At 42.3% G+C, this 13,864-nt stretch carries 10 protein-coding genes and 1 tRNA gene; 2 read left to right on the top strand and 9 right to left on the bottom strand.

The genetic code is table 11. The features are described from left to right. Positions 1 to 5: 5 nt before the first annotated feature. Positions 6 to 473: a c-type cytochrome gene (locus C8P64_RS10660; protein WP_108172041.1), complete on the bottom strand. Its 468-nt coding sequence runs from the start codon at positions 471 to 473 to the stop codon at positions 6 to 8. 1 nt (position 474) lies between these two features. Beyond that, a complete protein-coding gene (locus C8P64_RS10655; protein WP_108172040.1) occupies positions 475 to 1,665 on the bottom strand; it encodes a PQQ-dependent sugar dehydrogenase in 1,191 nt (396 codons plus the stop codon). 310 nt (positions 1,666 to 1,975) lie between these two features. Between C8P64_RS10655 and C8P64_RS10650 the strand changes: the two genes are divergently transcribed. Next, positions 1,976 to 2,218 (top strand): GIY-YIG nuclease family protein, encoded by a 243-nt coding sequence (locus C8P64_RS10650; RefSeq protein WP_108172039.1) that lies wholly within the window; start codon positions 1,976 to 1,978, stop codon positions 2,216 to 2,218. Beyond that, a tRNA-Pro gene (locus C8P64_RS10645) sits at positions 2,204 to 2,278 on the top strand. Before C8P64_RS10650 ends, C8P64_RS10645 begins: the two co-directional genes overlap by 15 nt. Positions 2,279 to 2,511: 233 nt before the next feature. On the opposite strand, the gene C8P64_RS10640 is transcribed toward C8P64_RS10645, so the two are convergent. The 7 genes from C8P64_RS10640 to C8P64_RS10610 all read right to left on the bottom strand — a co-directional run bounded on the left by C8P64_RS10640 (position 2,512) and on the right by C8P64_RS10610 (position 13,853). Then, the gene (locus C8P64_RS10640; protein ID WP_108172038.1) at positions 2,512 to 2,928 is read right to left on the bottom strand and encodes a sulfur reduction protein DsrE; all 417 of its coding nucleotides are present in this window, start codon (positions 2,926 to 2,928) and stop codon (positions 2,512 to 2,514) included. Between the two features lies 1 nt (position 2,929). Then, positions 2,930 to 3,334, bottom strand: coding sequence for a DoxX family protein (locus tag C8P64_RS10635; RefSeq protein WP_108172037.1), 405 nt, complete (start codon positions 3,332 to 3,334; stop codon positions 2,930 to 2,932). A 69-nt stretch (positions 3,335 to 3,403) separates the two neighbouring features. Beyond that, positions 3,404 to 3,760, bottom strand: a complete 357-nt coding sequence (locus C8P64_RS10630; RefSeq protein WP_108172036.1) for a hypothetical protein — start codon at positions 3,758 to 3,760, stop codon at positions 3,404 to 3,406. A 260-nt stretch (positions 3,761 to 4,020) separates the two neighbouring features. Then, the gene (locus C8P64_RS10625) at positions 4,021 to 5,667 is read right to left on the bottom strand and encodes a RagB/SusD family nutrient uptake outer membrane protein (protein WP_108172035.1); all 1,647 of its coding nucleotides are present in this window, start codon (positions 5,665 to 5,667) and stop codon (positions 4,021 to 4,023) included. A 19-nt stretch (positions 5,668 to 5,686) separates the two neighbouring features. After that, entirely contained in the window at positions 5,687 to 8,809 is a 3,123-nt protein-coding gene (locus C8P64_RS10620) for a SusC/RagA family TonB-linked outer membrane protein (protein ID WP_108172239.1), read from the bottom strand. 357 nt (positions 8,810 to 9,166) lie between these two features. Continuing rightward, complete coding sequence (locus tag C8P64_RS10615) at positions 9,167 to 10,615, bottom strand: TolC family protein (protein WP_108172034.1); 1,449 nt, start codon at positions 10,613 to 10,615, stop codon at positions 9,167 to 9,169. Beyond that, positions 10,608 to 13,853 carry an efflux RND transporter permease subunit gene (locus C8P64_RS10610; protein ID WP_108172033.1) on the bottom strand — a complete coding sequence of 1,082 codons (3,246 nt, stop codon included), beginning with the start codon at positions 13,851 to 13,853 and terminating at the stop codon, positions 10,608 to 10,610. Before C8P64_RS10610 ends, C8P64_RS10615 begins: the two co-directional genes overlap by 8 nt. Between the last annotated feature and the right edge of the window lie 11 nt (positions 13,854 to 13,864).

The raw sequence follows: 13,864 nt of genomic DNA, 5'->3' as shown, positions 1-13,864 counted from the left end.
AATTATTATTCCTTCTCCTGGACGGCAGCAACCTCTTCTACGGTTACCATATCCTTGATGTTATTACTCCAAGAGTTCATCACATAGTTCATGGCGTCTGCAACTTCCTGGTCGCTTAGACCCATTGGCGTCATGATATTATCATATTTTTCACCGTTCACTTCAATTGGTCCCTGCATGCCGTATTTTACACCCCTGATGCTTTCCTCTCTTTTTTCGGTAAGCCAGTTAGAGCCGTCAAGTGGGGGATAGGTGCCGGCAATTCCTTTTCCGTTTGGTAAGTGACAGGTTACGCAAAGTTCATTGTAGATCTTTTTACCTCTCTCAACACTTGCCGTTAGCGGAGTTTTCTCGCTGGATTTTTCCGAAGAAGGGATCACATAAGATTCTTCTTCTGAATCTTTTTCTTTTTTGTCAGATTTACAGGCTACCATGGCTGCAGCCAGTCCAAATACAAATAACAGTTTTCTCATATTATTGTTTGTTAGTTAGTTTTGCGATTCCTTTACCTTCTATGGCAACATAGATATTACCATCGGGACCCTGTCTTACATCTCTCATTCTTCCAGAGTCTTCAAGCAATTTAGTTCTTTTTTTGATTTTCTTACCATCTAGTTCTAAAAGTTCCAAATATTGAAATTTCAAAGATCCCACTAACAGATTTCCTTTTAATTCTGGGAATTTATCTGAAGTTACATAAGCAAATCCGCTTGGTGCGATAGAAGGTAACCAGTAGAAAATAGGATCTTCCATACCTGGTTTAGATCTCTCTTCGGTAATTGGAGTACCGTCATAATTTTCCCCATAGGTTACAACCGGCCAGCCATAATTCGCTCCTTTTTTAACTACATTGATCTCATCACCTCCTTTAGGACCATGTTCATGTACCCAGATCTCATTGGTTTCAGGATTAAAGATCATTCCCTGTGGATTACGATGGCCATAAGAATATATAGCTTCAACAGCATTTTCCTGTCCTACGAAAGGATTACTGGAAGGCACACTGCCGTCATCATTTAATCTGTACACTTTACCATTGTCACGAGTAATATCCTGTGGATTCACATCACGTGCTCCACGCTCCCCGGCGCTGAAATAAAGATAACCTTCATTATCGAAGGCGATCCTTGAACCAAAATGCTGACCCTTGGTGGTATTTGGTGAAGCTTTATAAAGAACTTCCTTGCTGGTTAATTTATCACCCTCAAGTTTTGCTCTCATAAGAGCGGTATTTCCGCCATCACCTTCTCCTTCTTTTGAAGAGTAAGTAAAATAGATCCATCCATTACTCGCATAATCTGGATGAAGTACTACGTCCAGTAATCCGCCTTGACCACGGTCATATACATCTGGCGCACCCTGGATTTTCGTTTTCTTGCCGTCTTTAAAGTGAATGATCTCACCTTTTTTCTCGGTGATAAGCATGCTTCCATCAGGCATGAAAGTAAATCCCCATGGAATGTCAAGGTCCTCAACCACCAATTCATAAGAATATTTATCTGAACTTTCGGCGTCTATTGGGTCAGGGACATCGGTTGGTTCCTGAGTTTCTTCAGTAGATTGATCTGCATTTTCTTCAGTTTGAGCGGTTTCTGGATTATTTCCATTTTCACCACAGGCAATGAGACTTAAAGCAAGTCCCGATACCAATAAAATTCTTCTCATAGCAATAAATTAAAGGCTTAAATAAGTATTATGTGAACTAAGATATAAAAAATTAAAAGTTTTCATTGTGGGAGATTAATAATTCTTATATTTGCCGCCCAATTATGGTTGAAAAGCCATTTCGGGGTGTAGTACCTCGACAAGCTCGGCACAGGCTCCGCCCGGTTTCAAGCTTGAGGAAGGATTCAAAATTTTGAATTTTGAATAAAAAATATTGAATGAATTGCGAAAGCAAATTCGGGGTGTAGCGTAGCCCGGTTATCGCGTCCCGCCTGAAGCGGGAAGGCCGCCGAAACGTAAGACTTAAAAGATGTTTGTTTACATTCTTTATAGTGAAAAAAGTTCTAGATATTATGTAGGTCAGACTGCAGATATCGATGAAAGATTAAAAAGACACAATTCAGGGAGAGTGAATTCTACTAAAAGTGGATACCCCTGGAAAATTGTTTTGCAAATTGAAGTTGATAATCGCTCTGAAGCTATGAATTTGGAGAAAAAGATTAAAAAACGAGGAGCAAAACGGTATATTGATGACCATCGGGGTGTAGCGTAGCCCGGTTATCGCGCCTGCTTTGGGAGCAGGAGGCCGCAGGTTCGAATCCTGCCACCCCGACTTAAAGCCTTGCATTTTTATGTGAGGCTTTTTTTATTTCTGAAAAAAATGTGAAGGTTCTCCCGAAGCTTAGGGACTGCCACCCTGAGCATACAAATCCAACCACATGGTGTGATTGGATTTTGATGGGTAACAATACCAAACTCAGGATCATGCAGGTACTAGAATTAATAAAAAGAGAAAGCCTATCGATTTTTGACAGGCTTTCTTCTTTCTGATATTCGATCTTATCGCTATAGGCCTAAACTTAAATATCCTTTTTTCTGAAGTTCGAAGTTATAGAGAATCCCATTTTCGACGATTTTTATGTCTGAAGGAACTTTTTCAATATCCACTTCAAATTTATTTAGGGAAAAGCCACAGGCTACCAGTTGAACTCCGATCTTATCTGATATGGTTCTGAATTTGTCGATCTTTTCTGGCTTGGTAATATCCTCAATAGTTTTTCCACAAATGATTACCTGGAATTCCCCGAATCTGTCCCCATCTTTCTCTTTCAGCTTTTCAGCCGTTAGTAAGATCGGTTTCAATTGGGGAAGCTTTTTTGTGAGTACAACATAGTTATATGAACTGTCACGTTGGGCCTTTGCTTCATTTCCTGCAAAGACACTTAGTAAAATTATAATACTGCTATAAATAATCGTTTTCATTCTATTTGATTTTAAAAAGTTGATCGGTGTCGTTCATTACAAAAAATAAAAGACCACCAAGAATTGCTATGTTTTTGAAAAGTGGTCCAAGCGTGTTTATCTGACCCACCTGAACAGAAAGCGTTATAGGGATTAATACTAGTAGTAATACGATTGCCGCCCACCGGGTTTTATATCCTATAAGAAATAGAAAACCTGCTGCCAGCATTACGATCCCGGAGAGGATTACCAGCCATTCGGGATCACCAAAGAAATAGGCAATTCCCTTAAAACTGGCTTGTTCAAGCCTGCGGACAGTTTTCTCTGTATTCAACAAGTGGTTTCCACCTGCCACGAGAAAAATACCGCTAATAAGGATTCGCAATAACTGTATGGAACGACGATTAATTTGGATCTTATTCGTCATTATGCGTGATTTAAATTAGTAAAAGTGATGAAGCACCTTTCAGGATAGCTTCAGTAAATTGAGGATGGTTCACGCAATTTTTGGAGGAGGAGAATGTTGCTCAGGATAGAACAGGTAGTTATTTGAAATAATACCCAGCTTTTTCAAAGAAATTTGTGTATGAAAAGCTATGGACCATTCAAAAGGAACTTTATTATAATAAGAATTGCATAAATGAGCTATTTGAAATATCTGGTGGTGAGCTGTTGTATCCTTACCAGAAAATGAAGGTTTTTTGCTCTCTGTGGCTCTCTTTTTCTTACAATTCGGGTTCACGATCGTTATGCTTCCTTCAGAGATCACATTCAGTAAATGAGCCTCAACGATTATCAGTTTTCCCAGGAAGAGAAAGATTAGTGAAGTTGATATAATGATCCTGGTTAGCATGGAAGCGAATATAAATTTTCCTCAGCGGGTTGAATGTAACCTAGGTTACTAAAAGTTGATGATAAAAAAAGGCCATTTAATTAAAAATAGCCTTACATTTTTATTTGAGGCTTTTTTATTTCAAAAAAATACGCAGGATCTCCCCAGGCTTCGGGATTGCCTTTTAAGGCTTAAGATTTGATATTTCTTTTTAGTAAAGGATAAAAAAAACCCTCAACTGAATTGTTGAGGGTTCTAGGTAATTTAAGGGCTAATTAAAACTAGTTCTGATCAGACGGGCTTAAATTTGGATTCGCGTTGATCTCTGCCTGTGGAATCTTAAAGATCCAGTCATCATTCACAGATGGTTTCTCGATCTGGTAAGCATCCTGGTAAAGAACCTCTGAAGCTCCCGAACCTCCATCGGCCGCATGGTCTATACCTTGATCCCATCTAATGTGATTGGTGTATCCAAAACCTTCACCCCATAATTCCAATTTCCACTGGAACTTAAGATGCTCGAAGAATGCATCTTCTGAAGCAAAATCATCACTCCATGCACTGTCTCTTGCCTCGGCAAGAGGTCTTAATGCTTCAATAGCTCCGTTAAGATCACCCATCATTAGCTTAGCTTCCGCTTCGATAAGATACATTTCTGAAGCGCGCATATAGATAACATCATCTGGATCGATGGTACCTGGATTTGCCTGCTTTAATTTGAAATGCATATATGGATGCGTATTATGGCCGGAAACAAGCCCATAGGTGCCTTTGATTTCAGCAATCGCAGCATCGAATTCCTCTTCTGAGGTGTATAGTGGATTTGTGTTATTCGCCCATCCACCATTACCATTGGCAGCTGAAGTATTCGAGTTAGGTGCATCCGGTAGGAATACATCCCCTCTATAATCTGTTTCAGGAATGGCATCTACCAGTCTTCTATCGGCGATCTTTGGGTTATTTCTAATCTGGCTACCATTAAAGGTATTGCTAGCCAGGTAAAAATATGATCTAAAGAAGGTTGTTTCAGCCTGGATTACATGGCTACCCCAGATCACTTCTGAAAGATTGTTAGAGTTGAATCCAGATTTCCAGTCATCCTCTCCAAGTAGAGCATAACCTTCTCTTGCTTTCTGAGCAGCATCAACTGCTGTAGCCCAATCTCCTTTAGATAGTGCCCATCTCGCTTTTAAGCCATAAGTCACATCGATGTTTAGTTGAGATTTAGCTTCCGGGCCACCACCAGATCTTGGTGCACCAGCTTCAAAAGCAGCGATAGCTGATTCCAGGTCCTGACCAATTTGATCGTATACCTCAAGAACACTTGATCTTGGCTCACTGGTAAATGGAGATTCAGAAGAGAATAATAAAGGTACTCCTGGATCTGAAGAAGGATCTCCAATTAAATAACCTTTTGCAAAATGCTGAACTAAAGAAAGATAAGCATAGGCTCTGTAAGTGTAAGCCTGTCCAAGAATTGAATTCAATTCCGGAGTTTCAGTAAAATCACCATTGGTGATTCCGTTAATCAGCAAATTGGCATGCAGGATAATGTTATAACGGTGATACCAAAGCAGCTCTACCGTTAGAGAGGTTGGCTGGGTATGCTCATTCCATTGCATCGCAGAACGCCACGAAAGGTTATTAGCGTTAGCAGAGTGAATGAGGTCTCCGGTTAAATTATCTCCAAGCGGCACCCAGTAATGGTTGTTCGCCCTGGCGGTGTTACCACCCGGAAATACCGTTTGAGACTGAGAATATAAACCACGGTGAATCCCGTTAAGTACAAGCTGCATGTTTTCTTCGTTGGCCAAAGCGTCTGATGCAGAGATAGCATCAGTTGGTGTTCTTTCGAGAAAATCCTCACTACAGGATGTGATCGATATCGCAAATAATATCAGAACACAGTATTTAAATTTATTTATCATAGTTGTATTTTTTTATCGATTAGAAGGAAAGATTAACACCAAGTGAAACAATTCGTGGCGGAGAGAAATCGTCTCCAGGAGGAGTTCCGGCAAGGTTATATTGTGGATCTAATCCATTTCTTTCACTACTTAAATATAAGTTTTCTCCTGTTACTGAGACACGTAGATTGTCCAGTCCAAGGGAATCGGTCGTATTCCTGCTGAAGTTATAGCCGATGTTTACGTTTTTCAAGGCCCAGAATGAAGCGTCTGTTAAGAATCTGTCAGATTGTGTACGAACCAGGTTTGGATTTCCATTCTCTAATCTTGGTACATCTGTAATATCTCCAGGCTCTCTCCATGCTCTTAGGATATCTGGGTGAAGTGAACTTCCGTAGCTACCACTATGCATTAATCCTGAGTAAGCGTTATCTAAAACAGATCCTCCAACACCATAGGTGATAAGGAAGTCAAGGTTAAAGCCTTTGTAGCTGAAACTATTGGCTACCGAACCTAAAAGATCTGGAATTGAGGAATCTCCGGTGTAAGCCTGCTGAGTTTCCTGCCAGTCATTTGTAGTTGCGATATTTCCGTTTTCATCAAGAACAGGTACGCTTTCACCGTTTTCATCATCTTCATACAATAAGAATAACTGATCTCCAGTTTCAGGATCTACTCCAGCAGTTCTTAAAAGGAAGAAGTCGAATCTTGAACGACCTTCAGCCCATCTTTTGCTACCGTTGATAAATGGATCTGGTAACGAGGTGATCTCATTCTTAAAGGTAGAAGCCTGTAAGGTAAGGTTCCAGTTGAAATCATTTCGGTTTAGAAGGTTTGCCGTAAGAGCCATTTCCCAACCTGAGTTGTACATGTCTCCAAGGTTTACAGGAACCTGGTTCAAACCATTACTCAATGCAATCGGAAGATTATAAAGAAGGTCGCTAGAGTTTTTCTTGTAGTATTCCACAGATCCTTCAAGGAAATTGTTGAAAAGAGCGAATTCCAATGCTACATCAAAGTTTTCAATAGTTTCCCATTGCAGGTTAGTGTTTCCAATGTCTGTAAACAGGATGGCAGGATTTGCCGCATTAGAAGTAATAGTAAACCTCGCCTGAGACAGGTAGCTGTCTAAAAGGTCATCGTTACCTACTTCACCATAGGATCCTCTAAGTTTTAATTTATCGATAAAAGAAACATTATCCATAAATCCTTCCTGGTCAATTCTCCAAGACGCTCCTACAGAGTAAAAATTACCCCATCTGTTATCCATGTTAAAAACAGAAGAACCATCTCTTCTCACAGAAGCACTTAAATAATACTTGTCTTTGAAGTTATAATTTGTTCTAAGGAAGTAACCTTCGATCGCCTTATCAAAAGTAGCTCCATCAAGATCTACGATATTAGAGAAGTTTGCGAATTCATAGATTCCGTTCGCAGCCTGAATAGTAGCAAGACCTTCTAAATTAGAGATAGTTCTTTCGAAGCTTTCATGACCAGCTGTGATATCCAGATTGTGATTTCCAAAGCTCTTGTTATAGGTTAAGATCTGGTTGAAGTTTTCAACTTCACGTCTTGCACGATCTTCACTTAAACGACCATCTGGCTGGGCATCACCAATGATAGCGTTTTCATATTCTCTTTCCCATAATTCGTTGATATCACGACCATAATTCAATCGAATATTCAATCCATCAAGAATTTCAAAATCTCCAAATAACCTTAAACCATAAGTGTTATCCCTGTCTCTTTCGTTGTTTAGCACAAGTTCCTGAATCGCGTGACGTCCCTGATTGATAGGTCTGGATCCAATATTGTATTCCGCGTAACCTTCACCATTGTCATACACTGGATTTCCGAAGTTGTCTAAAACGATATTTCCATCCAGGTCATTTACATAAACCGGATAAACCGAACCTACTCCTAAAGCAAATCCGAATGGGTTAACAATACTTCCTGTTCCTGCTGAACTTGGACCTCTTGCCTCAGAAATAGCGATATATGCATTACCTCCAACCTTAAAACGGTCGGTAACATCGAACTCACCATTTAGTCGAGCAGTTAAACGATCGAATCCAGAGGTGATCACATAACTTTCTTCATCCAGGTAAGAAGTAGAGAAGTATACGGTATGATCCTCTCCACCTGCGGAAACATTCATGTTGTAATTTGTTCTGATTCCAGTTTGAGTTAATTCTTCAAACCAGTCCAGGCTTTTATAGATCAATTCGGCATCTGGATTTAATCGTCCATCCACCCCAACAATCTGTTCGTTAGGTACGTTAAAAGGATTGTATCCTAACTGGTTGTAAATATTATCAGTAGCGAATTGAGGATCACCACCTCCAGCACTGGAGTTTTTAAGAGCTTCCCACATTACTTCGTAATACTCACCTGGAGAAATTTGGTCATATAAGCGAACTCCATTTGTAACCATACCGGTCTGTGCAGAGAGATTGATCTTGGTTTCTCCTGCTGTACCACTTTTCGTAGTGATAATTACAACTCCGTTCGCAGCTCTCGATCCATAAAGGGAAGTAGAAGCCGCATCTTTTAGAACAGTGAAGGATTTGATATCCTCCTGGTTTATAGCATTTAGATTTCCTTCAAATTGTACACCATCTACAATATAAAGAGGATCGGTGTCACCATTCAGGGTACCCACACCGCGGATCACAATTCCCGGTGATTCACCAGGTCCTGAAGGAGAGGTGAACTGCACCCCGGTTGCTTTACCTTCGATGGCTGCAATTGCAGAGGTCACGTTCCTGGTTTCCAGTTCTGCGGAACCAATCACACTCGCTGAACCGGTAAAAGCTTCCTGGCTGGATGTACCATAAGCAACTACCACAACTTCATCTAATGTCGAGTTATCGGGTTGCAGGGTAACATCAATAATGTTTACCGAACCAACTGTGTACTCAGCCTTTTGCAATCCCAGGAAAGAATAAACAAGGACATCTCCCTGTTCTGCCTGAATGGCATAATTTCCGTCGAAGTCGGTTTGGGTACCGGTGGAGGACCCTTTAATTAATACGTTTACCCCGGGTAGAGGCAAACCGTCTGAATCAGTTACCGTTCCGGTGACTGTTTTTTCCTGCGCTAAACCAATTTCGGTTACGAGCGCCATAAGTAGGATTAAAATTAATCGTAATTTTTGTTTCATCTGATAGATATTTGAATTAACCACTTTCAAAAATTGCTAATAAATAGTTAAAATCCAAGAATCATTAGAAACTTCGTAATGTAGACATTGTTAATAAAGAACATTCAAAGAGCTCAGGGAATATAATTTAGGATAGCCGTATTGCTAGGGAATAGACTCTAAATTATTTTATTTCAGTGTTTTAAGAGTGATATTTGAATTTTGCATTTTATGTTAAGTAGATGTTAATAATTAATTTTAAGTCTATAAATGTTAAAACCACTTAATTCTCTTTTTGTCAAATCATTTTGATCATTCAGAATAAAAAAAGGCCATTTAATTAAAAATGGCCTTTCAAATTCAGCTAATCGAATTTAACTACTTCCAACCCCCTCCTAGGTTCTTGTATAAAGTAACCCGGGCTAAAAGTTGGTCCTTTCTGGTATCCACCAGTTCCATCCTGGATTCCAGAGATTCTCTTTGGGTAAGCAGCACCTCGAGATAATCTGCCCTCGCCGACCTGAATAATTTATTGGTCAGCTCAATAGATTCGGTGAGTGCTTCTACCTGCTGTTCTTTCAATTCATAGCTTTTCCTCAGGTTTTCTATCCTGGAAACTCCATTCTTAACCTCGATAAAAGCATTCAGAATGGTCTTTTCATATTCGAAAATTGCCTGTAGCTGCCGGTCGTTTGCCGTGGCGTATTCAGCCTTGATCGCATTCCGGTTAATAAGCGGAGCGACCATGTCCCCGGCAAGATAGTATAGTAGAGATTCCGGGGTAGAGGTCAGGAATTTTGTGCTGAAAGCTTCCAGTCCCACTCCCGCGTTGATGGCGAAAGAAGGATAGAAATTGGCTCGCGCTACCCTGGTGTCAAGTTTGGCTGCGGCCAGCTCAAATTCTGCCTGCCGTATATCCGGACGATTCTGTAACAGCTGAGATGGAATCCCCGTGGAAATGCTATCCATTTTCTTTTCGAGGAAATCATCGGAATTCCTTTGAATGGGCTCAGCCGTTCTTCCTATCAGGAAATTCAGTTTATTCTCGGTTTCGGTGATCTCCTGTTTCACCTCGTACAATTCGCTCTGATTTTTCAAAACTTCAGCCTGGAATCTTCTTACTCCAAGTTCGGTAGCTTTAGCCGCCTGCTTCTGAAGTTTCACTGTTTTAAGAGCATTAGCCTGGATCTCCAGGTTCTGCTCAATGATCGCCAGTTCATTATCCAGGGCCTGAAGCTCGTAATAGGATTCAGCGATTTCAGAAATGAGATTGGTGATCATGAAGTTCTTTCCTTCCACCGTAGACAGGTATTCCATCACCGCTGCCTTTTTCGAATTACGAAGTTTCTTCCATACATCAATCTCCCAGGAGGCAAAGGCGCCCACCGAATATCCCGGCAGAGGCTCCGGAAATTCCTCTCCGGGTCTAACATCTGTATTGGCATCGCTGGCACCCTGGCTGGTATAACGACCCACTTTCTCAACTTCGGCAGCTGCGCCAATTTTTACTGATGGCAGATATTCTCCTTTCCTGGCCCTGATTTCGTTTTTGGCCATGGATACCTGCTGCAGCATGATGTTAAGCTCCTGGTTATTTACCAGGGCAGTATCTATCAAAGCTATCAGTTGAGGGTCCAGGAAGAATTCTCTCCAGTTGAGGTTCGCGGTGTTCAAAGTATCCTTGGTCTGAATTTCCCCAAATTTATCAGGTAGATCGGTCTTTTCTTCCCTTACATCCCTGGTGGGCACACAGCCGTAAATTGAAATTACGGCCAGTGCTCCAAGGAGGAATACTTTGGTGTTTCTGAGTTTATAAAGCCTAAACATGTTCTTCCTCTTTTTTCATTAGTTTTTTCAGTTTCTTGTTCATCTTCCTTAATCGGCTTCTAATCTGGCCTTCTCCATTATTATTTCTGAAGAATTCCTCGCTCATCGGCTCATCATGTTCATCCCTGATAAGGCTCTTACCATCGGCCATTTTTCCGAAGATGTAATAAAGGCCGGGGATAATTAGCACCCCGAACATGGTACCCAGCAACATTCCACCCATGGCCGAACCTCCAATGGTTCGGTTCCCTATAGCGCCGGCACCGGTAGCGATCACCAGCGGAATAAGTCCCGCGATAAAGGCGAAGGAGGTCATGAGGATAGGACGGAAACGCATCCGCGCACCTTCGATAGCTGCCTCGAGAACCGTGGCTCCTTCATGACGCTTCAACACGGCGAATTCCACGATCAACACGGCGTTCTTACCAAGGAGACCAATTAGCATGATCATCCCGATCTGGGCATATACGTCATTAGAAAGCCCCATTAACTTCAGCAATAAGAAGGAACCGAAGATCCCTATGGGCAGAGAAAGTAATACGGCCAGCGGCAACAAGAAACTTTCGTATTGCGCAGCCAGCACGAAGTACACGAAAATGAGTACGATGATGAAAATATAAAGGGCATCATTCCCACGATTTGCTTCGTCATAAGAAAGTCCTTCCCAGGCGATATCATAACCACGCGGAAGTTTTTCCTTAGCCACTTCACGAATGGCCTGGATGGCATCGGCACTAGTGTAACCTTTAGCCGGTAAACCACGTATGGCTGCGGAATTATAAAGGTTATACCTGGTGATCTCGTTAGGCCCAAGTTTTTTCTCCAGTTTCATAAAAGCAGAGTAGGGCACCATTTCTCCTTCTTCATTTTTCACATAAAGTTGTTCCAGGTCTTTAGGCATGGCGCGGTATTCAGGTGCGGCCTGGGTGTAAACCTTGAAGAACCTACCATATTTAATGAAGCCCTGTTCATAAGTACTACCAATAAGAATGTTCAGGTTTTCCATGGCCTTACCAATGGAAACGCCTTTTTGCATGGCCGCTTTATTATTGATCTGGAGTTCATATTGCGGATAATTTGCGGCGAAAAAGGTGAATAATCCGCTTAGCTCTTTTCTTTCACCAAGCGCTTCGAGGAAGTCATTATTGATCCTTTCGAATTCCTGGTAATCGGTGGAGTTGGTCTTGTCGAGCAATCTCAGGGAAAAACCTCCCGAAGAACCAAAACCTGGTACCGCCGGTGGTTCGAAGAATTCGATCACCGCCCCCAGGTCTTTCGATTCTTCCTCGAGTTCTTCCATGATCTCGTGAACCGAATGCTGTCTCTCGCTCCAGGGTTTAAGGTTGATCAAACAGGTACCGGCGTTGGAACCGCGACCTTCGGTCATGATCTCGTACCCGGCAAGGGAAGAAACAGATTCCACGCCTTCGATCTCCTCACTGATCTTCATCAGCTTTTGGGCTACTTCATTCGTACGCTCCAAAGTCGCCCCGGGAGGGGTTTGCACGATCGCGTAGATCATTCCCTGGTCTTCATTCGGGATAAAACCTGAAGGCAATACCTTATTGGTTACGAATATCCCGGCGCAAAAGGCCAGCAAAATTCCGAAAGTAAGTATCCTTCGGTTGACGATATACTTCAGGAAGCCTATATATCTTCCGGTAAGCCTTTCAAAGCCCCGGTTAAACCAGTCAATAAACCTGTTTATAGGTGATTTCTTTCTTGGTTTTCCGTGGTTATTCTTCAGCAACATGGCGCAAAGAACAGGGGTAAGGGTAAGTGCTACCACTGCCGAAATAACAATAGCTCCGGCCATGGTGATAGAGAACTGCCGGTAAAATACTCCTACCGGTCCAGACATAAATGAAATTGGGATAAATACCGATACCATGACCATGGTAATGGCCAGGATAGCTCCTCCAATTTCACCAAGCGCCTCAACGGCTGCTTTATAGGGCGTAAGATTCTTTTCTTCCATTTTGAGGTGGACGGCTTCCACCACCACAATAGCGTCATCTACCACGATCCCGATGGCCAGAACCAGCGCGAACAGGGTGATGAGGTTAATGGATAAGCCAAACAATTGCATCACGAAAAATGCCCCGATAAGCGATACCGGAACCGCGATAATAGGGATCAACGTAGATCTCCAGTCACCAAGGAATAAGAATACCACGATGGCAACCAGGATAAATGCATCCCTAAGAGTGTGCAGCACCTGTTCTATCGAAGCGTCCAGGAAGTTGGAAACGTCATAACTTATCTCGTAATCTACGCCTGGAGGCAGGTCCTGTTTAAGTTCCTTCAGTTTCTCCTTAACGTCTTTGATCACATCGCTACCATTACTCCCAAAGGTTTGCTTGAGAACTATAGATGCCGAAGGTTTCCCGTCCAGGTTGGAGTAAATATCAAAGAATTCACTTCCCAGTTCCACATTGGCGACATCCCCGAGACTTACGGTTTGTCCTTCTTCATTAGAAGTAATGATGATATCCTCATATTCTTCGGGTTCACTGTAGCGATCACGATAGGTAAGGACATATTCCAGCGCCTGGGCGCTCTTACCTGAACTTCTCCCGATCCTACCCGGCCGGGCCAGGATACTCTGGTCTTCCATGGCTTCCAGGATCTCTTCCGCAGAAATATTGTAAGCCCGCATTCTGTCTGGTTTCAGCCAGACACGCATAGCATACTTTCTACTTCCCAGGATCTGCGCATTGGCGATCCCTTTGATCCGCTGGATTTCAGGAACTATCCGGGTATAGGCATAATTATAGAGGAACTTCTCATCGGTATCCTTATTCTTACTGTACAGGTTCACGTACATAAGCATACTTGGCTGTACAGGAGTGATGATCACACCTTCCCGCTGCACCAGCTCGGGCAGCAAAGGCATGACCTGGTCTACCCGGGTCTTGACCCGGACCACCGCATCATTGGGATCCACTCCCGGTTCAAAGATCACTCTTAGCGTTCCTTCCCCCGCACTGGTGGCGTCGGAAGCTATATATCGCATATCCTGCACCCCGTTTATCGCCGTTTCCAGCGGGATGAGGGTTGATTTTACAAGTACATCTGCACTTGACCCCGGGTAAGCGATAAAGATATTTACGGTAGTAGGGGCGATCTGCGGAAACTGCGAAATAGGCAGTTGCTTGATGGCCAGCGTACCAATAAATACGATCATCACCGAGATCACGATGGCGAGTACCGGTCTTTTTATAAACTTTTTAAACATTTTCTAAAGAT

The sequence above is a fragment of the Christiangramia gaetbulicola genome, assembly GCF_003054225.1.
Lineage (GTDB): Bacteria > Bacteroidota > Bacteroidia > Flavobacteriales > Flavobacteriaceae > Christiangramia > Christiangramia gaetbulicola.
Note: the sequence above shows the minus strand (reverse complement) of the source record. Positions and strands in the feature narration are given on the sequence as shown.

Coding starts and splice junctions, on each gene's coding strand:
- C8P64_RS10660 (WP_108172041.1), bottom strand. CDS start 473: ATGAGAAAACTGTTATTTGTATTTGGACTGGCTGCAGCCATGGTAGCC.
- C8P64_RS10655 (WP_108172040.1), bottom strand. CDS start 1,665: ATGAGAAGAATTTTATTGGTATCGGGACTTGCTTTAAGTCTCATTGCC.
- C8P64_RS10650 (WP_108172039.1), top strand. CDS start 1,976: ATGTTTGTTTACATTCTTTATAGTGAAAAAAGTTCTAGATATTATGTA.
- C8P64_RS10640 (WP_108172038.1), bottom strand. CDS start 2,928: ATGAAAACGATTATTTATAGCAGTATTATAATTTTACTAAGTGTCTTT.
- C8P64_RS10635 (WP_108172037.1), bottom strand. CDS start 3,334: ATGACGAATAAGATCCAAATTAATCGTCGTTCCATACAGTTATTGCGA.
- C8P64_RS10630 (WP_108172036.1), bottom strand. CDS start 3,760: ATGCTAACCAGGATCATTATATCAACTTCACTAATCTTTCTCTTCCTG.
- C8P64_RS10625 (WP_108172035.1), bottom strand. CDS start 5,667: ATGATAAATAAATTTAAATACTGTGTTCTGATATTATTTGCGATATCG.
- C8P64_RS10620 (WP_108172239.1), bottom strand. CDS start 8,809: ATGAAACAAAAATTACGATTAATTTTAATCCTACTTATGGCGCTCGTA.
- C8P64_RS10615 (WP_108172034.1), bottom strand. CDS start 10,615: ATGTTTAGGCTTTATAAACTCAGAAACACCAAAGTATTCCTCCTTGGA.
- C8P64_RS10610 (WP_108172033.1), bottom strand. CDS start 13,853: ATGTTTAAAAAGTTTATAAAAAGACCGGTACTCGCCATCGTGATCTCG.